Source organism: Gordonia sp. WA4-43 (genome assembly GCF_020520305.1).
In the GTDB taxonomy this organism is placed as follows: Bacteria; Actinomycetota; Actinomycetes; order Mycobacteriales; family Mycobacteriaceae; genus Gordonia; species Gordonia hongkongensis.
Genome location: NZ_CP084736.1, coordinates 2,893,290 through 2,919,244, shown reverse-complemented (window position 1 = coordinate 2,919,244; position 25,955 = coordinate 2,893,290). Strand labels below are relative to the sequence as shown.

Sequence of the window (25,955 nt, the reverse complement as noted above, 5' to 3'; positions counted from 1 at the left end):
TCGAATGTGTACCGAGGAGTCTGCATGCCCACCACGGTCAACGCCTACATCGCGCCGGCAGCCGATCGCCCGCTCGAACCGACCACCATCGAGCGGCGTGATCTCGGTCCGAACGACGTGTCGATCGACATCGCGTTCGCCGGGATCTGTCATTCCGACATCCACACGGCGCGCGACGAGTGGGGCGGGACGAGGTTCCCGGTGGTCCCCGGCCACGAGATCGCCGGGACGGTCGCGGCCGTCGGCGAGTCCGTCACCCGGTATGCCGTGGGTGACCGGGTCGGCGTGGGTTGTTTCGTCGACTCGTGCCGTGAGTGCGAACCGTGCCGCCTCGGCGAGGAGCAGTACTGCGAGCGAGGCAACGTGGGGACCTACAACGCCGTCGGACGCGACGGGTCGCCGACGCACGGCGGCTACAGCACCTCGATCGTCGTCGACGAGAACTACGTCCTCCGGATTCCGGACGGCATCGCACTCGACGAGGCCGCACCGTTGTTGTGTGCGGGCATCACCCTCTACTCACCGCTGCGGCACTGGGGCGCGGGACCCGGCAAGAAGGTCGCGATCGTCGGACTCGGCGGGCTCGGCCACGTGGGCGTGAAGATCGCGCACGCACTGGGTGCGGAGGTGACCGTGGTGTCCCAGTCGCTGAAGAAGATGGAGGACGGTCTGCGGCTCGGCGCCGACCACTATCACGCGACCAGCGACCCGCAGACCTTCCGGGAACTCCGCAGCACCTTCGACCTGATCCTGAACACCGTGTCGGCGAATCTTCCGATCGGCAAGTACCTGGGCATGCTCGCCCTCGACGGCACACTCGTGGAACTCGGTCTCCCCGAACATCCGATCGAGGTCCCGGCGGGCGCGCTGATCGGCAAGCGGCGCAGTTTCGCGGGTTCGATGATCGGCGGCATCGCGCAGACCCAGGAGATGCTGGACTTCTGCGCCGAGCACGGCATCGGCGCCGAGATCGAGGTGATCTCCGCCGACCGGATCAACGAGGCCTACGACCGCGTCGTGGCGTCGGATGTGCGCTACCGCTTCGTGATCGACACCTCGACGCTGTAGGGGTGTGCGTCATGTTTGCGGCCTGAATCCGGTGGGCACCCGTCGAGGGAGTCGACGTGCCCCGACGACAGGCAAGGAGGCCGCGCATGAATTCGACCCGATTCCGCGAGCTGGCAACTGCAACCGGTCCGTTCGCCACCATCTACATCGACGACTCGCACAACACCGAGGACGCCGCCCACACGATGGAACTCCGGTGGCGAGCCCTGCGGGAGGAACTCGAGTCGGCGGGGGCCGACGCGGCGGTGGTGGAGTCGATCGGCAATGCCCTGCTCGACGGGGCGCCGGCCGTCGGGCCCAGTGGCCGTGCGGTGATCGCCGGTCCCGACGGTGTCCTCCTCGACCAACACCTCATCCGACCACCGGTCACATCCGTGGCACGGTATTCGCCGGTGCCCTACCTGGTTCCGCTGGTCGAACACGGCACGAGTGCCCCGAGACACGTGATCGCCGCGGTCGATCACGCCGGCGCCGACATCGAGCTCTTCGAAGCCGGCGGATCCTCGTTGATGCGCGAAAGCGTTGAGAAAGAGGGCTATCCGATCCACCACGCCGCCGGTGCGGAATCGCCCGGGTATGGGGACCCGCAGCAGCGCAGCGACGAGCAGAACCGCAAGAACATTCGTCAGATCGCCGACCGGCTGACCGCGATCGTCGACTCGGACAACCCCGAGCTCGTGTTCGTGATCGGTGAGCTCTCGTCGATGTCGGATCTGCGTTCAACGGCTCCCGAGCGGCTCGCCGAGCGACTGGTCGACCTCCAACTCGGCGCCCGGGACAGCGGCATCGCCGACGACGACGTCCGCAAGGCGGTGACCACCGAACTCGAGCTGCGCCAGAATCGCACGATGGCCGACGCGGCGGAGAGTCTGCAGGCAGGACTCGGGCATCGCCCGGCCGTCGCGGTCGAAGGACTGACGGCCGTGTGCGGGGCGTTGCGTAACGGCGAGGTCGAGACGCTGATCATCGGCGACCTCGGCGATGCGACGGTCTTCGACGGCGGAGACGCCGCGGGGGGCCTCGCCACGATCGCGCCGACGGCGGAGAACCTCTCTGAGCTGGGCCTGGCCCCGGAACGTACGCTGCGTGCCGACGAGGCCCTGCCGGTGGCGGCGGTTCTCACCGGCGCCGATCTGGTCCGGATCGACGAGCGCGTTGCCCCGCGCGACGGGATCGGAGCGGTCCTTCGCTATGCGCCGAGGACGTCCGCCGACGACTGAGACGGGGTGAGTGCTGGTGGCGGCGATCGTCGTCTTGTCGGTCGTTCTGCGTCAACGCGGTTCGGCCGAGTCCGAGCCGGTGGCCGATCCACATCTGGCGACCGGGGCGTGATCGCGTTTACGTCTTGCCGTCACCGGGAAAACGGACATGCGACAGAGGCTCCATCGCGAGACACCGACCGAAGGATCGATGAATCTGATGTCTGAGGAATTGCCCATGGAACCAGCCGAAACCGGCACGCCCGAGGCGACGCCGGATGATGCTCGACGCAAGGTCGACGAACTCGAGGAGCGGACCGTCGACGAACCCGACACGGACGAGCAGGTGGACCCTTCCGCCGCCACCGCCCGCGACGACGAGGACAACCCGGACTCCCCTGCGGCGGGGGAGTCCGAGCCGCCGGACTGAGGCCCCGCCTGATCATGACGGCAGAGACGCACATGACCACCGAGAACGACGATCCGCGGCGCGCCGGAGCGCTGCGGATCGTCGCCGAACACGGTCTTCCGGCCGCCCTGATCGAGCGCGGTGAGGACCGCTTCGAGCAGATCGCCGACGAGCTGTCACTGGAGTACCGCGGACACACCGTCACGAGGGACACCACACTGCAGATGACGCCGCGCGGTGACTTGGAGACCGTCTGGGGCACGGATGACTCGGCCGACGAGGTGATCGTGTTCGTCACCGAGATGCCGCGGCTGTACAAGCCGCGGGACGCCGACGGCAACGATCGCAGCCCACGAAATCTCGTGGTGCTGGCCGAACTCGACCGCGAACGCAACGCCGCCGTCGTCTCGCTCCCAGCTCTCGGATCTGCTCCCCGGCGAGCGCTGCGGACCTTGATCTCGACCATCGCCGAGACGGTGACCGGTGCGGGGTCCATGCGCGAGTTCGAGGAGCAGCGCGGCATCGTCGTCATCGGCGACGGCGACACCGAATACGTGTGCGCCGAAGGCTATTCGCGTCGTCTGAAGTTGATGGCCGGGATGGTTCGGGGAAATCGACCGTGGCGGTTGATCCCAACCCTCACCGGCATGACCGCCGCAGCAGCGGCCGCGGCGTCGTTCGGCATCTTCTTCTCCACGATCTGGTCGATGGCGAATGCGTTGAGTGCGTGGCGTCTCGCCGCCATCACCCTGCTGTCGTTGGTGCTCGCCTCGCTATGGCTCATCGTCAACAATCGCCTGTGGGAACGGGTGACCGTCACCGCGAAACCGCGTGCGCGCCTCTACAACATGACGACGGTGTGCACCGTCGTGTTCAGTGCGGTGGTGCTGTACGCCGGGCTGTTCCTGGCGACACTGACGGCGGCGCTCATCGTCATCGAGGAGAACTTCCTCGCCTCGCAGCTCGGATATCCGGTGGGGCTGCGCAATTACGTGTACCTGGCGTGGTTGGCGACGTCGATGGGGATCTTCGCCGGCGCCCTCGGTTCCAGTGCCGACAGCTACGACGACGTCCTGCGGGCCACCTACGGATACCGGGAGCGACTGCGCCGCCAGGCTGCCGAGGACGCCGGTCATCTCGCGGACGACGAGAAGGCCTGAGCCGCAGGACATCAGGCAACGATCGGCAGACGATCAAGGTCGTCCGGTAGATCCGCTGCTCACTCGTACGGCGGGAAGCTGTTCTGCGACAGCAGTCGAGCGAGGTGTGCCGCGTTTCGGGCGGCGGCATGGGTGGCGGAGTCGACGGGGTCGGGAACCGAGTCGAGGTCCTTGTAGTCGCGGCCGCCCATGGCTTCGTCGTTCCAGTAGGTGTTGCCCTGTCCGGGGATCGTGAACCCGATGTCGTTGAGCGCGCCGAAGACGTCGGCGATGATCTTGTGGGCGCCGTCCTCGTTGCCGACGACACCGCACATCGCCACCTTGCCCAACATGCCGGGGCGGCCGGCGTCGTCGGTCTCGGAGATCTCGGCATCGAGACGTTCGAGAACACGCTGGGTGACGCTGGACATGTGGCCAAGCCACGTCGGGGTCGCGATCACCAGGATGTCGGCGGCGGCAACCCGTTCGAAGAGCGCGGGCCACTCGTCACCGTCGCCCATGTCTCGTTCGACTCCCGGCCGGATGTCGAAATCCACCGCCCGGACGATGTCCCCGGTCACGCCCTGCTCGGCGAGTGCGTCCAGGATGTGTCGGGCGATGAGCTCGCTGCTCGATTTAGCAGGAGAGGGTTTGAGGGTGCAGTTGATGGCGAGTGCTGTGGTCATGCCAGAAGGCGTACCCGCACCGACCCGGTTGCAACCCTGTCAGCTCGCGTGGTTCTCGGCGAGCATCGCCAGCCGTTTCAGGCATTCGTTGAGGCGCGGCGACATGACGGTTTCCTGGATGGTCGGCGGAATCCATCTGAGCGGCGGGGTCTCCACGAACTCCTCCATGCCGATGAGGGAACCGTCACCGTCCTTCTCGATCGTCATGCGGATTCGTGCGCGACCGAAAGGCCACCCGGCGGCCGACAATTCGAGAAGCCCGGCCTTCGACTCGACGGATTCTGTCTCGTCGTTGAGCAGGGCCGGCCACACCCCCGCCGAGTGATAGATCTTCGATCCGGGTTGCGGCCATGTGTGGTCGACGTTGCGGATGCGGGAGGCCCCGACGACCCACGAGGCGTACAGCCAGCCGTTGGACAGCACTGACCAGACCTGCGCCGGTGTGGCACTCGTATGACGTTCGACTCGGTTCATGCTCCGCTGCTCCGTTCAGTGGTGGTTGTCGGTCTTGGTCAGTCGTCGGATGATGTTGCGGTCGAATGCTCTTCGCGGGAATCCGCGGAACCCGTCCGAGGCGAGGGCGGCACGCGCGGCATTGTTGCCACAGGCGCCGTGGACCCCGCCACCGGGGTGCGCTCCCGACCCCGCCAGGTAGAGGCGATCCACCGGCGTCGACGCACCGCCCAGGTTCGGCGTCGGGCGGAAGATCAACTGCTGGAACAGTTGTGCCGTACCGCCGTTGACCGTCCCGTGGACGAGATTGGCGTCGGCGGCCTGCAGGTCGTGTGGGGTCTGGACGTGCCGTCCCACGATGAGGTCGGAGACACCGGGCGCGTGGGCTTCGAGGACGGCGTCCATCCTGCGAGCCAGCAGCTGGGCCGCCTCGTCGTCGGTCACTCCGCGCGGGAGATGGCTGTAGGACCAAGCGCTTTCGGTGCCCGCGGGGGACCGGCCCGGGTCCGCGGTGGTCATCTGGCCAAAGAGCAGGAACGGATGCTCCGGGACACGGCCGGTTTCGATGTCGGCGGTCCCGTAGGCGATGTTGCGCGCGTCGGCGCCGAGGTGGATGGTGCCGGCTCCGCTGAGATTGGTACTGCGCCAAGGGATCTTCTCACGCAGGGCGTAGTTCACCTTGACCACCGGGGTGTCCCAGGTGAAGGTTCGCAGGTCGTCGAGGACGCGCGCGGGCACGTCGTCGGCCGACAGCAGCTCGGTGTAGAGCGTGGGCGCCGCCACGTCGGCGAGCACGGCGCGCTTCGCCGGCCATCGGCGGCCGGTACTGTCCACGACCCCGGTGGCCCGCCCGCCCTGGACGTCGATCCGGGTGACTCGGGTGTCGCAGACGACGGTCACCCCGGCGCTCTCGGCGCGGCGTCGAAGGGCCGCGGGCAGCGCGCTCGCCCCGCCCACGGGTACGGGATAACCGGTGTCCTGGCCGAGCATGGTCAGCAGGTACCCCATCAATCCGCTGCCGGGTGCGTGGAGCGGGATGTCGGCGTGCAGGGAGTTGCCGATGATGAGCAGACCGGATTTCTCGCTGTCGAAGAGTTCACGCACCATCTGATCGGCCGGCAGGATCAGGAACCGGGCCAGGCGCAGGGCGTCGGCCGTGCCGAGCGAGCGGAGGAGCGACAACAGCGCGCGGACCGGGGGGAACGGACCGAACAGGGTGTCGAGGATCGCGGGCCGGAGTTGCTGCCACTGCTCGACCAGGTCGAGCCAGGCGCGCCGGTCACGCTCGTCGAAGGTGGCCAGATGCGCGGCCGTGTCGGCGGCATCGGGGAAGACGACCGGCGCGTTGACGTCGTCGGGCCCAGCGGGGTGGCCGAAGGCCAGCGGTGCGCGGCTCCACTCCAGACCGTGATCGGCGAGGTCGAGGTCGGCGAAGACCGGCGACGCCACCGCGAGCGGATAGAAGGCGCTGAACAGGTCGGTGACGTAACCGGGGGTGATCTCGGCGCTCCGGACTGCGCCGCCGACCTCGGGCTGCGCTTCGAGGAGCGTGACATCCCAGCCCGCATCGGCGAGCCGGATCGCGGCGATGAGCCCGTTGTGGCCGGCCCCGACGACCACTGCATCCGACACACTCAACGGTCGACTCCCCTCGTCCGTATCGATCTCACCCGGCCGATGTGCTCCGGGCCGGTACGCCACGCTGTCCGGTGCGCGGGTTACCCGCGGCCCCCGACCGTAAACGCCGACGATGCGCGGGCGGTGGACGCGCGGGTCGAGGTGCAGCCGTGCCCGGCGATTCTGTGCGATGTGTAGCGCCGGGGCAAGCGGGTAGTCCGCACGGGTGACGAACTGGTCTGAACTCCGGTCGCTGCGCCTGCACCCGGCGTTTCCGCCCGCGCGACTGTGGCATCCGCAGGTCTCCGATGGCCGGCTTCGTCGGCGCTGCGCCGGGCGGCCGGTGGTGATCACCGGTGCCGGGGCGGGGATGGGCCGGGCACTCGCGCGGCGGTTCGGTCGTGCGGGTGTCGAGGTGTTCCTGAGCGATGTCGACCTTCCGGCGGCGCGGGAGACGGTGCGGTTGTGCGACGCCGGTGCCCGGGTGCATCTCGACGAGGTCGATGTGTCCGACGCCGATGCGATGACCGCATATGCCGACGCCGTCGTCGGTCGGTCCGGCCCGCCGGCCATGGTGTTCAACAATGCCGGGATCACGATGGTGGCGGGCGTTCTCGAGGAGGACGACGAATACGCGCGGCGGATCATGGCCGTGAACCTCGGCGGCGTCGTGAACGGCACCGTGGCCTTCCTCCCTCATCTACAGGCGGCCGGCGGCGGGTCGATCGTGAACACCTCCAGCGCCTTCGGATTCCTCGGTTGCCCCACGCAGTCGGCGTACTCCGCCTCGAAGTTCGCCGCGCGCGGCTACTCCGAGACCATCCAGCTACAGCTACGTGCCGAAGGGTCCGACGTTCGGGTGCACAGTGTCCATCCCGGCGTCGTGCACACCGAGATCGCGGCCCGCGCGTTGTACGTGACGCCCGGGGTGCGGGACTTCGTGACGCGGGGGTTCAACCGTCGCCTGCCCGGTACGCGGCCGGATGCCGCGGCAGCGGCGATCCTGCACGGGGTCCTGAGCGGCCGGGACCGCATTCCGGTCGGCCTCGACGCGCGAGCACTCGACGTCGGTGTCCGCGTCCTGGCCGGAGCGGTGCAGCGCCCGATCGCGACGCTGACCGGTCCGGTGTTCCGACGCATGCTGGGCGAGGCCGCGCTTGCCGGTTCGGCGCCGGCCGTCGTCCGGACCTGACAAGGCGAACCGTCGTCGGGCCCGACGACGGTCCGCTGTGTCCCGCTCAGTCGTTGTGCGAGGCCAGGTTCCGGGTGGCCGGACCTTCGAGGACCTCGCCGGTGTGGCTGAATCGCGAACCGTGCAGCGGGCAGTCCCAGGACTGCTCGGCGTCGTTCCACCGCAGCACGCCGTAGAGGTGTGTGCACAGCGGCGCGACGGACCGCGTCTGGCCCTGCACGGTGCACACGCCCTCGGGCTTCACGCCGGAACGCCCGACGCTGCCGTCGCCTTCCTTCGGTGCATCGTCGGTCGGCTTCAGCAGCGACAGGTAGCCGGCGGCCATGTATCCCGCGACCTGCGCGTTGGCCGACACCGCCGAGGCCAGCGAGCCGGGGCGGCTGATCTCGGTCGTGCGCCACGGGCGCAGGGTCGTGGACCACTGCGGTTCGGAACCGAGGATGCGTCCCGTCATTGCGAGCGCCGCGGCGACGCCGTTGGTCAGGCCCCACTTGGCGAAGCCGGTCGCCACCTGCACCGAGACGACGCCCGGCAGAATCGGTCCGACATAAGGCAATTCGTCGATCGTCGTGTAGTCCTGAGCCGACCAGCGCGCGACCATCTGTGCCGAGGGGAAGTGCTTCTGGGTCCAGCTGATCAGGTCGAGGACATGCTGTCGCTCGGACTTCGTCCGGCCCACCTCGTGTCCGAAGCCGCCGACCATGAGCAGTTCGCGGTCGTAGCCGGGCCGGGAAACCGTCCGCAGTGAGACCGACGGGTTGTCGGAGCCGAGGTACATCTCGCGGGGGATGTCCCCGTCGACGGTGAACGCCGCGGCGTAGGACCGCTGGGGATGGACCCGGGCGAAGTAGCCGCCACGGTCGAGGAAGGGCTGTCCGGTGGCGATGACCACCGAGTCGGCACGGACGTCACCGGCGTCGGTCGAGAGGACGTTCGGTGAGCCGTGGCGGAGGCCCTGCACACGGACGCCCTCGTAGAAGTGGCCGCCGTGTGCGCGCAGGTCGTCGGTCAGGGCACGGAGCACGACCATCGGGTCGATCTGGGCCTGACCGTCGAGGCGAATGGCAGTGCGGACGTCGAAGGGCAGCTCGGGGCAGTCGACGTGTTCGACGGGCAGGTCATGCGCGCGGCAGGCTTCGAACTCCTTCTCCACCGACTTCGCGCCGGACGCGGTGGCGGCGAAGGTGAGGGCCGCGCGTTCGTCGACCTGCAGGCCGCGGTGTTCGAGATAGTGGCGCAACCAGGCCTGTCCCTCGCGGTTGGCCTCGACGTAGTCCTGTACGGCCGAGTGGCCGTGGCGGCTCGCGATCGACGACAGTCGAGTGCCCTGGAGCAGCGAGAGCTTGCCGGTGGTGTGGCCGGTCGCCGCGGCACCCATGTGCCGGGCTTCGAGGACCGCGACCGACTGGCCCGCGCGGGCCAGCAGCAGCCCGGTCGTGAGACCGGTGATGCCACCTCCGACGATGACCTGGTCGAATCTGTCGACGACGTCGATGGGCATCGTCTCCGGGCGGACATCGGGCAGGTACTCGGGGGCTGCCTCACCTGCGGGGTCGAACCAGAGGGTTTTCATGCTGACCGGGTTTGCCCTCGCCGGAGGCGATCAAACATCGGGGCCGGAGACGATCAAACATCGGAGCCGGCGGGCCGCCGAGCATTTCGGTTGGCGCACTCGCAGGGTAGGGTTTTCGACTGGGAATCGAAAACACATCCGGGGTGTTGCCCGGAGGGCCGGCGGCACCCTGAGCCGCGGCGAGAGGCGGTTGACATGAGCGGGTTGACTCGCGGACTGACCGGGACCGAGGAGACGGTCCGCGCCGACCTCGTGGTGGTGGGTGCCGGAATCGCCGGACTGACGGCGGCGCTGTGGGCCGCCCACGAGGGGCTCCGGGTAGTCGTGCTCAACAAGGGGCCGGGCTGGGACGTCGCGAATGCGGAGCAACCCACGTCCACGTTCTACGCGCAGGGTGGTGTCGCGGTCGTGATGCCCGGCGCGGAGACGGGAAGCTCGGACAACGCCGATTCCGTGGACCGCCACCTCGCCGACACGGTCGCCGCCGGCGGCGGTCTCACCGATGCCGCGGCGTCGGGCCTCATCCTCGCCGACGGCTGGGACTCGGTGTCGGCCCTGATCGGCTGGGGTGCCGAATTCGACCGGGACACCGACGGTCGGCTCCTGCGCACCCGTGAGGGCGGCCACACCCGCCGGCGCATCATCCACGCCGGCGGCGACGCAACGGGGGCCGCGATCCAGCGCGCGTTGCACGAGGCCGTCCGGCAGACCGCCGGCGGAGACGTGCCGCCGATCCGGTTCCTCGACGACACGATCGCCACCGCGATCCACCTCGACGACGGCCGGGCAGTCGGTGTCGCGTGCCTGCGCGACGGCCGTCCCACGTCGGTCCTCGCCCCGACCGTGCTCCTCGCGACCGGCGGGGCGGGGCACCTCTACGCCGCCACCACGAATCCGGCGGGCGCCACCTGCGACGGCATCGCGCTGGCACTGCGCGCCGGGGCGCAGGTGGCCGATCTCGAGTTCATCCAGTTCCACCCGACGATGCTCTACACCGCGGGCGCGCGGGGTCGGCGGACCCTCATCAGCGAGGCGGTGCGCGGCGAGGGCGGACGGCTCGTCGACGTCGACGGCCGGTCGGTCACCGCGGGCGTCCACCCGATGGGCGATCTCGCTCCCCGCGACGTGGTGGCCGACGCGGTGCAGACCGCGATCGAGCTCACCGGGCACCCGTGCGTGTATCTCGACATCGCCGACGTCGGCGACTTCGAGGCCCGCTTCCCGACGGTGACCGCCGGTGTCCGCGCGGCCGGCCTCGACCCCGCGTCCGGACGGATCCCGGTCGTCCCCGGCGCGCACTATCTGTGTGGCGGGGTCGTGACCGACGAGTCGTCCCGCACCGCGGTCGACGGGTTGCTCGCGGCCGGCGAAGTCGCGCGCACCGGGCTGCACGGCGCCAACCGGCTGGCATCGAACAGCCTGCTGGAAGGCCTGGTGATGGGCCGTCGCGCGGCCGCCGTGGCAGTCGCGCGTCGCGAGATCCCGGTCCCCGAACGCGCCGAACGGAAGGTCGAGCGGCCGGTCCCCGTCCTGGACCGCGAGCAGCTCCAGAACATGATGACGCGACACGTCGCGCTACGACGGTCGGCCGCAGGTCTCACCGAAGTCGCCGCGACGCTCGCCGCCGCGCCGCGTCGGACGGCCGACTCGGTACGCGACATCGAGGACGCGGCACTCACGCTCACCGCGTCCGCGGTCGTCGCCGCCGCTGCCGCGCGTACCGAATCCCGCGGAGCGCATGTCCGCACGGATTTCCCGTTGACCGCCGATGTGGCGGAGTCGCGGGTGTTCCGGATCATCGACGGCGAACTGCGGGAGGCCCGTCCCGTAGGCCTGCCCGGCTGAGCGGACCGGTCAAGTCGACGCCTCCGGGGTGCTGTCGGAGATAGATTGACCCCGATGACCCAGATCTCCGCAGACGGTTCGGGGCCCGAGGGCGGCCCCGATCACGACGACCCGGATTCCCGCGCCCCTGTTCCCGGGGGCCCGGAACGAATCACCCTCGAGCTCGGACACATCACCCTGCATGCGCTCGCGTGGGGTCCCGCGGCCGGTCCGGTGGTCGTGTGCCTGCACGGATTTCCCGACTCGGCATGGACGTGGCGGCACCTCGGGCCCGAACTCGCCGGCGCCGGGTACCGCGTGGTCGCCCCGTTCACACGCGGTTACGCACCGTCGGAGATACCGGAGGACAACGACTTTCACGTTGCGGCGCTGGCCTACGATGCGCTGGCGGTTCATCGCGCGGTCGGAGCCGGCCCCGACGCCGTCCTGATCGGGCACGACTGGGGCGCGATGACGGCGAACGCGGTGGCGCACCGCGACGACAATCCGTACGCGCGGGTGATCTCGATGTCGGTCCCGCCGGTTCCGGCGGTCCGGCGCTCGATCGGCGGTGGGGTCGACGGCGTCAAGACGCTCGCGCGTCAGGCGGTGATGAGCTGGTACATCGCGTTCAATCAGCTGCCGTGGTTGCCCGAACGGACTCTCGACCGCCTCATCCCGCTCCTGTGGCGCCGCTGGCTGCTCGATTCGGCGGCGACTCCTGTCCGGCCCGACCACCGACTGGACGTCGACCACGCGCTCGCGGCGCTGCCCACACGTGCCCATCGGACAGCTGCGCTCGGGTACTACCGCGCACTCCGCAGGCTGCGGACCCATCCTCGGTACGCCGCGTTGCGGAACGACTGGCTGGGCGAACCACGTTCTCCCACATTGTATTTGCATGGTGCAGACGACGGGTGCATGCAGTCGCGTCTTGCGGACACGGTCCGCGAGGTGTTGCCGGCGGGCAGTGCGGCCGCGGTCGTCGCCGGGGCGGGCCATTTCCTGCACCTCGACCAGCCGGACGAGGTGAACGCGAGGATCCTCGCGTTCCTCGGTTCGGACGCGCGGGGCCAAGAGGGTGGCACCGGACCGGCCCGCTTCGTACACTGACCCGCGGGATCTTCACCACACCGTGGCCACCGGGGGAGGGCCACCGCAGAAGCGCATGCCGGGGGGGCTTGCCACCGGGCGGCAGGAAGCCGACGGGTACGAGAAGACGACCGTGCGCTCCACACGGGTGTGGTCGCGCGAAGATCTCGCGGCGATGCAAGGCATGAAGGGGAGTCCGTATGAACGGCGAAGGCTGTTGGTCGACGGTGGTGTGCCGGCCGACCGAACGCGCGGCGCTGGGGCTGTCGGGTGACTCCGATTGGTTGCTGCAATGCCGTCTGGCGATCGGCCATCGGGGTAATCACGCCACCGACGCGAGCACCCACCCGCGGCACGACCGCCGGCTGTGGCTCGAGTGGAACGACTTCGACGACCGCGCGCAGTCGCTCATCGAACGCAATCCGTGCCCGGTCCCGTCCCCGGAGGGCGCCGGATGCGTGTTCTTCGCCGGGCACGGCGGCCCGCACTTCTATGCGCGCAGCAACGGCCACGCACCGTCGGTGATGACCGGCGCGAGCGCTTCCAACCCGCAGACCGTCGCGCCTGATCACGCCGTCGACCCGCTGCGTCAGCCGCCGCAGATGGGTTCGTCACGGATGGGTTCGCACCGCCTGCCCGACTCGCACCCGGCTGCCCTGCCGACGCAACCCCCGGCGGCCGAGCCCGAACCGAACGAGTACCGCGGCGGACGCCGGTCGACCAATGCCGAGCCGCTGGCCGCCGAGGACTACCACGGCCGACGCCACCGGACCGACGGCTACGACGTCGCCTACTCGCCGGCGCCGGACCCCGGCAGATCGTTCGACGGACAGGCAGGCAGCGGCCAGGCCGGCCCGTCCGTCCGTGTCCCGAATTCGGAGACGACGGGCATCGCGCCGCGGAACGTCCCGGCCGTGCGCGTGCCCGACCCCACCGCTCCGGCATTCGACGCGGCGCGTGTTGCCGCCATCGGGGACGCACTCGACGAGGTCGCCGCCGCCCTGGCCAAACTGGCCGCAGCACTCCGCTCGTAGGGGTATCCGAAAAGCCACGAGACCGCTGGTTCTCAGAGAGCAGTAGTTGGGCTGCTCCGAGCACAACGGGTTCGTTCCGCATACGGTAGGGGGGTACCGTTTCGGGTTCGGCGGTGGTATACCTGGTCGGGCATACCCTTGAGGGGTATCCGGACGGGAGAATCATGGACGAGCACCAGCACGGCTACATCGGCCGGAAGGATGACTATCTGCGCCGCCTGAAGCGCATCGAAGGTCAGGCGCGCGGTCTGCAGCGGATGGTGGAGGAAGACACCTACTGCATCGACATCCTGACGCAGGTGTCGGCGATGACCAAGGCGCTGCAAGCGGTCAGCCTCGGGCTCCTCGAAGAGCACATGGCTCACTGCGTCGTGCATGCCGCGCAGGAGAGCGACGAGGCCGGCAAGGCCAAGGTCGACGAGGCCATGGCCGCGATCACCCGCCTGGTCAAGTCCTGACCGTCCTTCCTGATCCATCCCCGTTGACTTCGACGATCCGAGGAGTATCCGCATGAGCACCACCAGCACCTACACCGTCACCGGCATGACCTGCGGCCACTGTGCCGCGTCCGTTCGCGAGGAGATCGAGGCGCTGCCGGGCGTGACCAGTGTCGAGGTCACCGTCGACGACGGCTCGGTGCGGGTCGCGGCCGACCGTGAACTCGGTCGAGACGAGGTCGCGGCCGCCGTCACCGAAGCCGGCTACGCACTGGTCTGACCATGAGATCCGTTGCCACCGGGCCCCTGGCCTACGTCGTCGCGCTGATCGCGGTCTTCGTGATCGCGTTCGGCGTCGGGCGTGCGTGGGGCCCCGACGTGGAGCCGGTGACTCACGACGCACCGTCACACGGCGTCGTCACCGGCGAACCGACATCCGACCCGCATGAAGGTGGTCACCCATGACCGCGAGTACCGGACAACTGGTCGACCTCGACATCACCGGCATGACCTGCGCGTCCTGCGCCAACCGCATCGAGCGCAAGCTCAACAAGATCGACGGTGTGACCGCGTCGGTGAACTACGCGACCGAACGTGCCCACGTCGAGGTACCTGCGGGTCTGGCGCCCGGCGACCTCGTCGAGGTGGTCCGCGCGGCCGGCTACGACGCATCGCCGATCGTGCCCGATTCGTCGGCCTACGCTCCGGAACACCCGGGAGCGGGGTCCGGCGATCCCGAATTGGACGGTCTCCGGCAGCGCCTGATCGTCTCCGCGATCCTCTCGGTGCCGGTGATCGCGCTCGCGATGATCCCGGCGCTCCAGTTCACGTACTGGCAGTGGTTGTCCCTGACGCTCGCCGCGCCGGTCGTCGTGTGGGGGGCCTACCCGTTCCACCGCGCAGCGTGGATCAACCTGCGCCACGGCGCCACGACGATGGACACCCTCGTGTCCGTCGGCACCCTCGCGGCGTTCGGATGGTCGCTGTACGCGCTGTTCCTCGGCACCGCGGGCACGCCCGGGCTCACCCACGGATTCGACCTGCTGCCCCAGCGGACCGACGGATCGTCGCACATCTACCTCGAGGCCGCGGCCGGCGTCACGACCTTCCTACTGGCCGGCCGCTATTTCGAGAAGCGCGCCAAGCGGCGGGCCGGTGACGCACTCGCCGCGCTGATGGACCTTGGGGCCAAGGACGTCGTCGTCCGACGGTCCGACGGTGCCGAGTCCCGAATCCCCATCGCGCAGTTGGCGGTCGGCGACGAGTTCGTGGTCCGGCCCGGTGAGAAGATCGCCACCGACGGAGTCGTCGTCGACGGTGCGTCGGCGGTCGACGCGTCGATGGTGTCCGGCGAATCCGTACCGGTCGAGGTCACCTCCGGCGACTCGGTGGTCGGCGCGACCGTCAACACCAGCGGTCTGCTCGTCGTGCGTGCGACCGCTGTCGGTTCCGACACCGCGCTCGCCCAGATGGCCCGCATGGTGACGGCGGCGCAAGAGGGCAAGGCCGACGTCCAGCGACTGGCCGACCGGATCTCGTCGGTGTTCGTCCCGATCGTGATCGCGATCTCGCTTGCGACCCTGGGCTTCTGGCTCGGCGTGGCGTCCACGACCGACTTCGCCGGTGGCGATGTGACCTTCGCGTTCACCGCCGCCGTCGCGGTCCTCATCATCGCGTGCCCGTGCGCGCTCGGACTCGCCACTCCGACGGCCCTGATGGTCGGTACCGGTCGAGGGGCACAGCTGGGCATCCTGCTGAAGGGCCCGGAGGTGTTGGAATCGACGCGACGCGTCGACACGATCGTGCTGGACAAGACCGGCACCGTGACGACGGGTGAGATGTCGCTGTCCGGGATCACCGTGGCCGACGGCTATGCGCGCGAACAGGTCCTGGGCTGGGCGGCATCGGTGGAGTCGGGATCGGAACACCCGATCGCGGCGGCCATCGTCGACGCGGGACGCGACCACATCGACGCCCGCGTCCGAGATTTCGTGTCCACGCAGGGCGCCGGTGTCGCCGGGATCGTCGGCGACCGGTTCGTGACAGTGGTGTCGCCGAACACGATCGACGCGCCGCTACCACCGTCGCTCGACGATGCGGTGGTCGTCGCGGAGTCCGACGGCGCAACCGCGGTCGTCGTCCTGATCGCTGAGCATTCCTCCGAAGAACCTGCCGGACAACCTGTTCCCGTCGCGGTTCTCGTGGTGGCGGACCAGGTCAAACCCTCATCGGCCGCGGCGATCTCCGAGTTCCGGCGACTGGGTCTGACTCCGATGTTGCTCACCGGCGACAACGAGGGCGCCGCCCGGGCCGTGGCGTCGAGCGTCGGCATCGACGACGTCACCGCCGGGGTCAGTCCGAAGCGGAAGCTCGAGGTCATCGCCGAACTGCAGGAGCAGGGCCACGTGGTGGCGATGGTCGGGGACGGGATCAACGACGCCGCGGCGCTCGCGCAGGCGGATCTCGGCCTCGCGATGGGTACCGGCACCGACGTCGCGATGGCCGCCAGCGATCTGACGATCGTGAGCGGTGACCTGCGCGCGGTGGCCGATGCCATCGCCCTGGCGCGTCGAACCCTCGGCACCATCAAGGGAAACCTGTTCTGGGCCTTCGGGTACAACGTCGCCGCCATCCCGCTGGCCGCCGCCGGGATGCTGAATCCCATGATCGCCGGCGCGGCCATGGCGCTCTCGTCGGTGTTCGTCGTCGGCAACAGCCTGCGACTCCGCGGGTTCACGCCGCGGCGCTGAGTGGAAACCGCCCTCGCCGGCGACGCCGACGACTCTTCGTCGTCTGTGGTCCGCCGGCGGGCGGTTTTCGACCGGGTGCCCGACCGTCAGGCGCTGGTGGCGACCCGTGCCGCCGCGTGCCGCCCGGCGCGCCGGCCGAAGTAGGAGCCCTCGCCCAATTGCGTTCCGCTGCAGTATCCCTTGCAGTCCTGCGCGATGTTGGTGGCACTCGCCCCGGCGGCGTAGAGCCCGCGGATGACGGTGCCCGACTCGTCGAGCACCTCACCGTCGAGTGACGTCGCCATACCGCCCATGGTGAACCCGGCGTACATGGCCTTGCCGAGGGACAGGTCGTAGGCCGCCCACGGTCCGGTGTCCTGGGGCTCGAGGAACTCGGGTGCCTTGTGGAAGTCGGGGTCTTCCTTCTTCGCGGCGTTCTCGTTGTAGCGGGCCATGGTCGCCTGCAGCTTGCCCTCGGGGATTCCGAGGTCCCGCTCCATCTCCTCGATGGTCTCCCAGCCGTCGATCAACGGGACCAGGTAGTTCTGCTTCTCGTTCATGTGCGACTCGTTGACGATGAGATAAGCCACCGAATCAGGTTGCTCGAGAACGAATCCCGATGTCCGCGCATGGTAGGAGTCCTCGGTGACGAACCGCTCGCCGAATTTGTTCACGATGACGCCCATGACCATGCTGGCGGGCGGGTAGATCGGCGCGGTGATGAACGCCTTGTCCATGTATTTCAGTGCGGCGCCGACCGATCGGCCCATGCGCAGGCCGAGGCCGTCGTCGTAGGTGTTGCCGAGCACGAACGGCTTCTCGGCGAGATGCGGGGTGTGTTCGGCGACCATGTCGGGGTTCATCACGAAACCGCCGGCGGCGATGATCACCGAGTCCGCGCGGATGACGCCCTCGGCGTCGGGCGTCTTCCACGTCACGCCGACGACCGCACCCTGCTCGTCGACGACCAACTGGCGGGCGCCGGTCTCATACCGGACCTCGGCACCCAGCTCATCGAGGCGGGTGACGAGCAGATCGATGACCAGCTTCGCGCCCCCGGTCTCCCCGGGGACCGGGACCTTGTGGCCGCGCGGTGCGGGGACGGCCTGGTTCTTGAACGGCCAGACCTTCTCGTTGCCGGTGAACATCAGTCCCTCGGTGCCGGGCTGGATCACGGCCTTCTCCGGATAGAAGCTGCGCTCGAAGGTGAAGCCGAGCCCTTCGAGCCAGTTGAAGTGGTCCACACTGTCGACGCAGTAGGCGTGGATCTTGTCGGCCTCGGGTTCGATCGACACGGCGGTGAGATACTTCTCCATCTCTTCGACGGAGTCGTCCTGGCCCGTGGCCTGCTGTACCGCGGTCCCGCCGCCGAGGTAGAAGAACCCACCGGAGAGCGAGGTGGTGCCGCCGGGCGCGGCGGCGCGCTCGAGCAACAGCACACGCGCGCCGTTGGCAGCGGCCTCGGCGGCGGCGCATCCGCCGGCGATGCCGAATCCGATCACGACGACGTCGACCTCGTCGGAGAACTCGCTCACCGAATCGACTGCGACAGTCTCGGGGATCTCGGTGCTGGTAGCCATGCCGCTCAGATTAGCGGACAAACTAGAACCTGTTCTAGTCTTGGTAACGATTCGTCGACGGGGTGCCGTCGGTGGTCACCGCCCGGTCTCGGACCATCAGACGCACGGCATATTCACAGGGTTCTCCGGTACCAAGGGATATGGCCTCCATCACGACGCGTCACGCATCCTCGCCGGCTCCTGCGCTGGCGGGCGTGGTCGCAGTCGGCGCGGCTCTCGCCGCGGGCGAACTGGCCGCCGTCCCGATCTCGCCCGACTCCTCCCCGTACTTCGCGGTCGGATCGTCGGTCGTCGACCATTCGCCCGAGGCCGTACGCAAGTGGGCCATCGAGACGTTCGGCGTCAACGACAAGCTCGCACTGTTCATCGGGATGGGCATCATCATCGCGGTACTCGCGGCGGCATGCGGATACCTCGAACGACGACGACCTCCGCTCGGCTCGGTGATCATCGGAGCCTTCGGGGTGGTCGGGATGCTGGCCGCACTCAACCGTCCCGATGCCGGTTGGACGCACGCACTGCCGTCGATCATCGCCGGCGTCGTCGGGATCGTCGTGCTGCGCGTCCTCATCGCGCAGCTACGTCCCAAGGGGGCGGAGTCCCCCGAGGCGGATCCCGACGCCGCGGGCGACGAGCCCACATCGGCTGTGCGGTCGGGTTTCTCGCGCCGCTTCGTGCTCACCGCCGGCGGTATCGCGGCCGCCGCGGTGGTCGTCGGTGTCGTGGCCCGGCGAGTGCTCGCCGACACTGCGGGCGTCGTCGCCGACCGTGCCCGAGTGCTGTTGCCGCGTGCGGCGAGCCAGGCGCCGCCGATCCCGGCCGGTGCGCAGCTCGAGCTCTCGGGTGCAACCCCGTTCATGACCAGCAACGCCGACTTCTACCGCATCGACACCGCGTTGCAGGTTCCGACGCTCACGACCGACGAGTGGCGACTGCGAATCCACGGTGACGTCGACCGTGAGGTGACCCTGTCCTGGGATGACCTGCTCGCCATGCCGATGACCGAGCGGATCATCACGCTCGCCTGCGTGTCGAACGAGGTCGGCGGCGATCTCGTCGGCAACGCCAAGTGGCTGGGGGTGCCGATGCGCGAGGTCCTCGACCTCGCCGGGGTGAGGCCCGGGGCGGACATGCTGCTGTCCACGAGCGTGGACGGATGGACTTGCGGCACTCCGATTTCGACGGTCACCGACGGGCGCGACGCGCTTCTCGCCGTCGGGATGAACGGCTCGCCGCTTCCCCTCGAGCACGGATACCCGGTCCGGCAGGTGGTGCCGGGACTGTACGGGTACGTCTCGGCGACCAAATGGGTCATCGACTGGGAGATCACGCGGTTCTCCGAGGCCAAGGCCTACTGGACGACCCGCGGGTGGTCAGCGCTCGGCCCGATCAAGATGGCGTCGCGCTTCGACCGTCCGGCCGATGGCACCGAGCATCCGGCCGGGGAGGTCGTCGTGGCCGGCACCGCATGGGCCCAGCACACGGGCGTCGAGCGCGTCGAGGTGCGCGTCGACCAGGGGCCATGGCAACCCGCGGAGTTGACGACGGAGTACAGCATCGACACGTGGCGGCAATGGCGGTTCGCCTGGCAGGCGACCAAGGGCAACCACACCCTCGAGTGCCGGGCGATCGACAAGCAGGGCAAGCCGCAGATCGAGCGCTATCAGGCACCGGCACCCGACGGCGCGAGCGGACTCGACGACCGCACCTACACCATCGTCTGAGGCGGTACGGAGCCCGAGGCCGGAAAGACTCAGCAGGCCGGCGGGACGACACCTGTACAGACATGTGTCCAGAAATGGCGAAAACCGCAGCGTCAAGGGTGGAGTGAGGTATCTGACTCACCTGAGCTGTCGCTGAGAGCGCATGTTATGTTCATCGCACCTTTATGTGAGCCGGGTGACAGCCATCCTGTCCCATCCGAGCACCTCGTGACCTGCGTCAGGTCGTCCGCTGCGCCCACACATGGCGGAGCTGCACGATCTGGAAGCGGGTCACCTCGTTGACAAGACGCGCCGAGTCCTGGCGCCGAACCGCGGCGCTGCTCGATGGCGCCGGACCAGACAGGTGAGATAGATGACAGTGGGTGTCGTGCGCGAGACGGCCGAGGGAGAGCGCCGGGTGGCGCTGGTCCCGAAGGTCGTCGCCGCGCTGGTGGGCAAGGGTGTGCCCGTCGTGGTGGAGTCGGGGGCCGGTCTCGGCGCCCTGATCCCCGACGAGGCGTACACCGAGGCCGGTGCGACGATCGGCGATCCATATGGGTCCGATGTGGTCCTGAGGGTGTCGCCGCCGTCGGATGCGGAGATCGCGAAGCTGCGGAGCGGGCAGAAGCTGATCGGCTTTCTCGCGCCGCGCAACGCCGACAATCAGATCGCCACGTTGCGGGAAGCAGGCGTGGAGGCGTACGCGGTGGAAGCCATTCCGCGTATCTCGCGCGCCCAGGTGATGGACGCGCTGAGTTCGCAGGCGAATGTCGCAGGTTACAAGTCGGTCGTGGTGGCCGCGGATGTGTCGACGCGGTTCTTCCCGATGCTGACCACGGCGGCCGGCACGGTGAAGCCGGCGACGGTGCTGGTCCTGGGTGTCGGTGTGGCCGGGCTGCAGGCCTTGGCCACGGCCAAGCGTCTGGGTGCGCGGACCACCGGTTACGACGTGCGTCCCGAGGTCGCCGAGCAGGTCCGTTCGGTCGGCGCGCAGTGGCTCGATCTGGGCATCGACGCCGCCGGTGAGGGCGGGTACGCCCGTGAGCTCACCGACGACGAGCGAGCACAGCAGCAGCAGGCCCTCGAAGACGCGATCAAGGGTTTCGACGTGGTGATCACCACTGCGCTGGTGCCGGGTCGTCCGGCTCCGCGCCTGGTGACCGCGGCTGCGGTCGAGGGTATGAAGCCGGGCAGTGTCGTCGTCGACCTCGCCGGTGAGACCGGCGGAAACTGCGAGCTGACCGAGCCGGGTCAGACCGTCGTCAAACACGACGTCACCATCGCCGCACCGCTGAACCTGCCTGCCACGATGCCCGAGCATGCCAGCGAGCTGTACTCGAAGAACCTGCTGGCGCTGATCGAGCTGATGCTCGACGACAACGGCTCCATCACACCGGATTTCGACGACGAGGTCGTCGCGGCCGCGTGTGTCACCCGTACCGAGCAGGAGGTGTCTGCCTGATGTATGCCGGTCTTCTCGCGAATCTCGCGATCCTGGTGCTCGCCGGGTTCGTCGGCTTCGCTGTCATCTCCAAGGTCCCCAACACCCTGCACACCCCGTTGATGTCGGGCACCAACGCCATTCACGGCATCGTCGTGTTGGGCGCACTGGTCGTGCTGGGCAAGTTGCCCGCCGACGCCGGCTGGGGTGTGCGCATCATCGCGTTCGTCGCGCTGGTGTTCGGCACGCTCAACGTCATCGGTGGCTTCGCGGTCACCGACCGGATGCTGGGCATGTTCAAGGGTAAGAAAGAGGTGGCCAAGTGAACGGCTCCCCAGAGACTTCTGTGTCACAGCTGGTACTCGCGGCGGGCGCGCACACCCCGAGTGAGGGCGTCGGCTACCTGGTGACCGCGCTCTACATCGTCTCGTTCTCCCTGTTCATCTACGGTCTGATGGGTCTGACCGGACCGAAGACCGCGGTGCGTGGCAACTGGATCGCCGCCGTGGGCATGGGTCTGGCGGTTGCCGCGACGCTGCTCTACGTGTGGAACGAGGGGGCGGTCGGTTCCGACGGGCACTCCACCGAGGGCGTGCCCACGATCAACTGGGTGCTCATCGCCGTCGGTCTGATTCTCGGTGTGGCGCTGGGAATCCCGCCCGCACTCAAGACCAAGATGACGGCCATGCCGCAGCTGGTGGCGCTGTTCAACGGCGTCGGTGGTGGCACCGTTGCGCTGATCGCGTGGGCCGAGTTCATCGAGACCTCCGGGTTCTCGTCGTTCCACAACGTCGAACCGGCGTCGCCGCTGGTGATCGGTTCGCTGATCGCCGCGATCATCGGGTCGGTCTCGTTCTGGGGATCGCTGGTGGCCTTCGCCAAGCTGCAGGAGATCATGCCCAAGGGGTTGGAGAAGACCTTCGTCTCCAACGCGAAGCTGTTTCAGGCCGCCAACATCGTGTTGCTGATCGTGGCGCTGGGGCTGGCGATCTACCTCGGTGTCGACGCCTCCAACGGTGGCGGCGCGAGTGTCTGGTGGATGGTCGGGGTCCTGGTCGCCGCGGGCGTGATGGGTCTGTTCGTGGTGTTCCCCATCGGTGGTGCGGACATGCCGGTGGTCATCTCACTGCTCAACGCGATGACCGGTCTGTCGGCTGCGGCCGCGGGTATCGCGCTGGACAACACGGCGTTGATCGTGGCCGGCATGATCGTCGGCGCGTCGGGTTCGATCCTGACCAACCTCATGGCCAAGGCGATGAACCGGTCGATCCCGGCGATCGTGTTCGGTTCGTTCGGTGGTGGCGATGCTGCTGCCGCGGGCGGTCCGGGTGCGGCCGGCGGCACCGTCAAGGCGACCTCGGCTGCCGACGCCGCGATCCAGATGGCGTACGCCAACCAGGTCATCGTCGTCCCGGGTTACGGTCTGGCCGTGGCGCAGGCCCAGCATGCGGTCAAGGAGATGGCGAAGCTGTTGGAGGCCAAGGGTGTCGAGGTCAAGTACGCGATCCACCCGGTCGCCGGTCGCATGCCCGGTCACATGAACGTGCTGCTGGCCGAGGCCGACGTCGAGTACGACTCGATGAAGGAGATGGACGACATCAACGGCGAGTTCAGCCGGACCGACGTCGCCATCGTCATCGGCGCGAACGACGTCACCAACCCCGCGGCGCGCAATGATCCGAGTTCGCCGATCCACGGGATGCCGATCCTCAACGTCGACGAGGCGCGATCGACCATCGTGCTCAAGCGGTCGATGAGTTCGGGTTACGCCGGCATCGACAACCCGCTGTTCTTCGCCGACGGCACCAGCATGCTCTTCGGCGACGCCAAGAAGAGCGTCGACAGCGTCATCGAGGAACTGAAGGCGCTCTAGCGTTTTCACGTTTCTCCTGAGGCCCCGGCAACCGTTCTGGTTGCGGGGGCCTCGGCTGTTTCTCGGCGGGGAAACATCTCGATACGTTGAATCGAGAGCCGTCACCTGTCAAGATGGTTATGTGTCGGGTTTTGTGTTCGTCAGCGGACGGTCGAGCCTCGATTTCGCGGGCACGATGCTGTGGCGTCGAAGCATGCGTACCGAACTCCTCGGCGACGCTGGTGACCTGTCCCGGTGGTTCTTCGAAGCGGGACTCTTCGATCTGGTGGACGATCCGGACACCGTGGACGTCGAGTACGCCCGACGGGTTCGTGAGGCGATCTACGACGTCGTGGTCGGTTGCCTCGGCTCCGGCAACGACACGTCCGCCGGCGGGATGAACTTCGATCCCGAGTCCGCTGCCGTGCTCAATTCTGCTGCCGCCACGCCTCTGCCCACTGTCACGCTGAACGTCGACGGAATGGCGAAAGTGACAGGGACGCCTCGAAATGGATTGAGTCTGCTCGCGCGGGACGCCATCGAGTTGCTCGGATCGCCCGACCTCGCCAAGATGCGCGAGTGCTCGAACCCTGACTGCACCCGGTTGTTCGTGGACGTGTCGCGCGGTGGCTCACGGCGGTGGTGTGGCATGGCCGAATGCGGCAATCGCAAGAAGGCGGCGGATTATCGACGCCGCCACAAGGAACTCTCCACCTGAATCCTCTCCGCGAGGAAGTTCTCCCGTTACTCGGTCGATCATCGCCGGTGCCGGGTCTTCACGATTCTGCGCCCCGGACCGTCGTCGGGCGCGGGTGGCCGCGCATCCGTGTTACGGCGTCATGACGGCTCTGAAACGACGGAAATACCTGGTAGTGCCGCGTATCCGAATTTGAGTAACCCCCTTGACAGGTGACGAATCGAAGGTACACACTCGGTGCAATCCGTAACCGGTTAAGCCGGTGACGGAGTCCCGGGAAGTCATCTACGGTGCGCCGCTGCGCCGTCTCCTTCTGTCGAGAGAGACCGAAATCCATTGACGAAACCACCACTCGCGGCCTCGACGACCGCGCCCACGACCCTCACCCCAGCCGAAGTCGCCGGTCGCCTGGAGCGACTGCCCTGGTCGCCCGTGCAGCGAAACCTGTTCCTGGTCATCGCAACTGCGTGGTTCTTTGATTCCATCGACCTGGGGGCGATGACCTTCTTGCTCTCACCCATCAGCGACCACTTCGATCTCAGCCCGGCGCAGACCGGCGTACTGGGGAGTGCGAGTTTCGCCGGGATGTTCTTCGGTGCCATCGGTGCAGGAGCGCTGGCCGACAGGTTCGGTCGCCTGCGTGTCTTCAAGTACAGCATCGTGATCTGGGGGCTCGCCAGCGTCGGCCTCTCCTTCGCTTGGTCGTACGAATCGATGCTGGCCTTCCGGTTCGTGCTGGGAATCGGTATGGGGGCTGAATTCCCGGTCGCTGCAGCAATTCTCGCCGAGTTCATGCCGTCGTCGAAACGTGGCCGGTATGCGGCCCTGCTGGAGGGGGCGTGGCCGCTCGGATTCATAACTGCCGGCGCGCTCTCCTATCTCCTGGTCGCCTCGCAATTCGGCTGGCGGGGCTTCTTTCTCATGCAGGCCGGGCTCGCCGTGATCGCGTTGATCGTCCGCAGGAACTTGCCTGAGTCACCGCGGTGGCAGATCGCCAGGGGTCATGAGGCGGACGCCGAACGAACGCTCAGCGCCTTCGAGCAGCGGGTGCAGGAGGCCACCGCCGAACCACTTCCCGACTACACGCCGATTCCGGACGCCGGACCCGGCACGGCGCGTAGCGGGTTGCGAGCGCTTCTCGACGTCCGCAACAGAGCACGCACCTTGACCGTGTGGGCGGTGTGGTTCTGCCTGATGACCGGTTACTACGGGTTGACCACGTGGATCGGTAAGCTCCTCACCGATAGCGGTCTGGATGTCGCGAAGAGCATCGGATTCGTTTTGGCCATGGCGCTCTGGGGGATTCCCGGGTTCCTGTCCGCCGCCTATCTCATCGAGCGTCTCGGGCGTCGATACTGCCTGGCGGGATACACCGTAGGTTCCGGAATCGCCGCCTTCTTCTACGGCCAGAGCTCGGGCACCGTCGAGCTCATCGTTGCCGGCTCCTTCCTGCAGTTCTTCTTCTTCGGCATGTTCTCCTCCATTTTCGCCTACACGCCGGAGCTGTTCGCCACCCACAGCAGAGGCACCGGCGTCGGATCAGCCACGGCAATGGGTCGCCTCGGCTCCGTGTTCGGTCCGCTCGCCGTCCCGGCACTGCTCGGCTTCGGCGGAACCGGACTCGTATTCACGACCAGCGCCGTGCTTTTCGCCATTGGCGCGGGTGTCGTCCTGACCCTTCTGCCCGAGACGAAGAACGCCGTACTCGAGCAGATCGACTGATCCTCACCACACGAATCACAGAAAGTCATCAGATGAACACCGAGGAATACCTGTACTTCGTGCATCGCGCCTTCGCGGGGATGCTCGACGCGCTCGGCGAGATCGGCGACGACCAGGCCAATCAGGCACCGCCCCTCGCCGGGGCGAACCCGCCGTGGGCCATCGCATTCCACTGCACCGAGGTCGCCGAGTACTGGATCGGGCACCTCATCGCCGGCCGACCCAGTGATCGCAACCGAACGGCCGAGTTCACGGCAAGCGGATCGATCGACGACCTCCGAAAGCGGATCGCCGCACTGGAGGGCCGACTGGACGGCGACCTCGCAGGCTTCGATCCTGATGCGCCGCTGCGGAACACCCCGCCGGGCGACTACGAGGGTCCGGCTCGTCCACTGTCGCCGAGCGGTGTGCTGCTGCACGTGCTGGAGGAACTCGCTCAGCATCACGGGCAGATCGAACTATCTCGCGACGCGCTGACGGCCCTGGCCGCAGGACGGCGGTGATCGGC

At 68.1% G+C, this 25,955-nt stretch carries 25 protein-coding genes; 20 read left to right on the top strand and 5 right to left on the bottom strand.

Annotated features, from left to right (window positions below; genetic code table 11):
• Window positions 1–24: 24 nt before the first annotated feature.
• The 5 genes from LEL84_RS13075 (at window position 25) to LEL84_RS13060 (ending at window position 3,836) form a co-directional block, all read left to right on the top strand.
• Window positions 25–1,068, top strand: coding sequence for an NAD(P)-dependent alcohol dehydrogenase (locus LEL84_RS13075; RefSeq protein WP_065630254.1), 1,044 nt, complete (start codon window positions 25–27; stop codon window positions 1,066–1,068).
• An 86-nt stretch (window positions 1,069–1,154) separates the two neighbouring features.
• On the top strand, window positions 1,155–2,288 hold the full coding sequence (locus LEL84_RS13070) for a hypothetical protein (protein ID WP_226511836.1): 1,134 nt from the start codon (window positions 1,155–1,157) through the stop codon (window positions 2,286–2,288).
• 10 nt (window positions 2,289–2,298) lie between these two features.
• Window positions 2,299–2,400 carry a DUF6766 family protein gene (locus LEL84_RS24845; RefSeq protein ID WP_311199286.1) on the top strand — a complete coding sequence of 34 codons (102 nt, stop codon included), beginning with the start codon at window positions 2,299–2,301 and terminating at the stop codon, window positions 2,398–2,400.
• 87 nt (window positions 2,401–2,487) lie between these two features.
• A complete protein-coding gene (locus tag LEL84_RS13065; RefSeq protein ID WP_058253814.1) occupies window positions 2,488–2,697 on the top strand; it encodes a hypothetical protein in 210 nt (69 codons plus the stop codon).
• Window positions 2,698–2,729: 32 nt separating this feature from the next.
• A complete protein-coding gene (locus tag LEL84_RS13060) occupies window positions 2,730–3,836 on the top strand; it encodes a hypothetical protein (protein WP_068971066.1) in 1,107 nt (368 codons plus the stop codon).
• Window positions 3,837–3,895: 59 nt separating this feature from the next.
• Here the strand turns inward: LEL84_RS13060 and LEL84_RS13055 are convergent, their stop codons facing one another.
• From LEL84_RS13055 to LEL84_RS13045, 3 genes are read right to left on the bottom strand one after another with little or no spacing between them, the layout of a single operon-like run.
• Window positions 3,896–4,501, bottom strand: a complete 606-nt coding sequence (locus LEL84_RS13055; RefSeq protein ID WP_226511835.1) for a flavodoxin family protein — start codon at window positions 4,499–4,501, stop codon at window positions 3,896–3,898.
• A gap of 39 nt (window positions 4,502–4,540) precedes the next feature.
• Entirely contained in the window at window positions 4,541–4,975 is a 435-nt protein-coding gene (locus LEL84_RS13050) for an SRPBCC family protein (RefSeq protein ID WP_226511834.1), read from the bottom strand.
• A 15-nt stretch (window positions 4,976–4,990) separates the two neighbouring features.
• Entirely contained in the window at window positions 4,991–6,592 is a 1,602-nt protein-coding gene (locus tag LEL84_RS13045) for a phytoene desaturase family protein (protein WP_226511833.1), read from the bottom strand.
• Between the two features lie 322 nt (window positions 6,593–6,914).
• On the opposite strand from LEL84_RS13045, the gene LEL84_RS13040 reads away from it, so the two are divergent.
• A complete protein-coding gene (locus LEL84_RS13040) occupies window positions 6,915–7,763 on the top strand; it encodes an SDR family NAD(P)-dependent oxidoreductase (protein ID WP_083207315.1) in 849 nt (282 codons plus the stop codon).
• Window positions 7,764–7,809: 46 nt separating this feature from the next.
• On the opposite strand, the gene LEL84_RS13035 is transcribed toward LEL84_RS13040, so the two are convergent.
• Window positions 7,810–9,336 (bottom strand): FAD-dependent oxidoreductase, encoded by a 1,527-nt coding sequence (locus tag LEL84_RS13035; protein WP_226511832.1) that lies wholly within the window; start codon window positions 9,334–9,336, stop codon window positions 7,810–7,812.
• Window positions 9,337–9,531: 195 nt separating this feature from the next.
• Here LEL84_RS13035 and nadB point away from each other — a divergent pair, with 195 nt between their 5' ends.
• From nadB to LEL84_RS13000, 7 genes are all read left to right on the top strand, one after another.
• The gene (gene nadB / locus LEL84_RS13030; RefSeq protein WP_226511831.1) at window positions 9,532–11,181 is read left to right on the top strand and encodes an L-aspartate oxidase; all 1,650 of its coding nucleotides are present in this window, start codon (window positions 9,532–9,534) and stop codon (window positions 11,179–11,181) included.
• Window positions 11,182–11,235: 54 nt separating this feature from the next.
• Window positions 11,236–12,273: an alpha/beta hydrolase gene (locus LEL84_RS13025; RefSeq protein ID WP_065630260.1), complete on the top strand. Its 1,038-nt coding sequence runs from the start codon at window positions 11,236–11,238 to the stop codon at window positions 12,271–12,273.
• A gap of 179 nt (window positions 12,274–12,452) precedes the next feature.
• The gene (locus tag LEL84_RS13020; RefSeq protein ID WP_226511830.1) at window positions 12,453–13,286 is read left to right on the top strand and encodes a hypothetical protein; all 834 of its coding nucleotides are present in this window, start codon (window positions 12,453–12,455) and stop codon (window positions 13,284–13,286) included.
• Between the two features lie 164 nt (window positions 13,287–13,450).
• Window positions 13,451–13,744, top strand: a complete 294-nt coding sequence (locus LEL84_RS13015; RefSeq protein WP_004020389.1) for a metal-sensitive transcriptional regulator — start codon at window positions 13,451–13,453, stop codon at window positions 13,742–13,744.
• 52 nt (window positions 13,745–13,796) lie between these two features.
• On the top strand, window positions 13,797–14,003 hold the full coding sequence (locus tag LEL84_RS13010; RefSeq protein ID WP_010843166.1) for a heavy-metal-associated domain-containing protein: 207 nt from the start codon (window positions 13,797–13,799) through the stop codon (window positions 14,001–14,003).
• Between the two features lie 2 nt (window positions 14,004–14,005).
• On the top strand, window positions 14,006–14,188 hold the full coding sequence (locus LEL84_RS13005) for a hypothetical protein (protein ID WP_068971060.1): 183 nt from the start codon (window positions 14,006–14,008) through the stop codon (window positions 14,186–14,188).
• On the top strand, window positions 14,185–16,473 hold the full coding sequence (locus LEL84_RS13000; protein WP_068971059.1) for a heavy metal translocating P-type ATPase: 2,289 nt from the start codon (window positions 14,185–14,187) through the stop codon (window positions 16,471–16,473). The genes LEL84_RS13005 and LEL84_RS13000 overlap by 4 nt, the downstream gene beginning before the upstream one ends.
• Window positions 16,474–16,559: 86 nt before the next feature.
• Here the strand turns inward: LEL84_RS13000 and LEL84_RS12995 are convergent, their stop codons facing one another.
• Window positions 16,560–18,032, bottom strand: coding sequence for an FAD-binding protein (locus LEL84_RS12995; RefSeq protein ID WP_226511829.1), 1,473 nt, complete (start codon window positions 18,030–18,032; stop codon window positions 16,560–16,562).
• A 140-nt stretch (window positions 18,033–18,172) separates the two neighbouring features.
• Here LEL84_RS12995 and LEL84_RS12990 point away from each other — a divergent pair, with 140 nt between their 5' ends.
• The 7 genes from LEL84_RS12990 to LEL84_RS12960 all read left to right on the top strand — a co-directional run bounded on the left by LEL84_RS12990 (window position 18,173) and on the right by LEL84_RS12960 (window position 25,950).
• The gene (locus tag LEL84_RS12990; protein ID WP_068971057.1) at window positions 18,173–19,756 is read left to right on the top strand and encodes a molybdopterin-dependent oxidoreductase; all 1,584 of its coding nucleotides are present in this window, start codon (window positions 18,173–18,175) and stop codon (window positions 19,754–19,756) included.
• A 352-nt stretch (window positions 19,757–20,108) separates the two neighbouring features.
• Entirely contained in the window at window positions 20,109–21,197 is a 1,089-nt protein-coding gene (locus tag LEL84_RS12985) for a Re/Si-specific NAD(P)(+) transhydrogenase subunit alpha (RefSeq protein WP_058253805.1), read from the top strand.
• A complete protein-coding gene (locus LEL84_RS12980; protein WP_058253806.1) occupies window positions 21,197–21,502 on the top strand; it encodes an NAD(P) transhydrogenase subunit alpha in 306 nt (101 codons plus the stop codon). Before LEL84_RS12985 ends, LEL84_RS12980 begins: the two co-directional genes overlap by 1 nt.
• Window positions 21,503–21,522: 20 nt before the next feature.
• On the top strand, window positions 21,523–23,049 hold the full coding sequence (locus tag LEL84_RS12975) for an NAD(P)(+) transhydrogenase (Re/Si-specific) subunit beta (protein ID WP_226514312.1): 1,527 nt from the start codon (window positions 21,523–21,525) through the stop codon (window positions 23,047–23,049).
• A 121-nt stretch (window positions 23,050–23,170) separates the two neighbouring features.
• The gene (locus LEL84_RS12970) at window positions 23,171–23,746 is read left to right on the top strand and encodes a CGNR zinc finger domain-containing protein (RefSeq protein WP_083207316.1); all 576 of its coding nucleotides are present in this window, start codon (window positions 23,171–23,173) and stop codon (window positions 23,744–23,746) included.
• A gap of 315 nt (window positions 23,747–24,061) precedes the next feature.
• Entirely contained in the window at window positions 24,062–25,447 is a 1,386-nt protein-coding gene (locus tag LEL84_RS12965; protein ID WP_226511828.1) for an MFS transporter, read from the top strand.
• A gap of 32 nt (window positions 25,448–25,479) precedes the next feature.
• Window positions 25,480–25,950 carry a DinB family protein gene (locus LEL84_RS12960; RefSeq protein WP_226511827.1) on the top strand — a complete coding sequence of 157 codons (471 nt, stop codon included), beginning with the start codon at window positions 25,480–25,482 and terminating at the stop codon, window positions 25,948–25,950.
• Window positions 25,951–25,955: the final 5 nt, after the last annotated feature.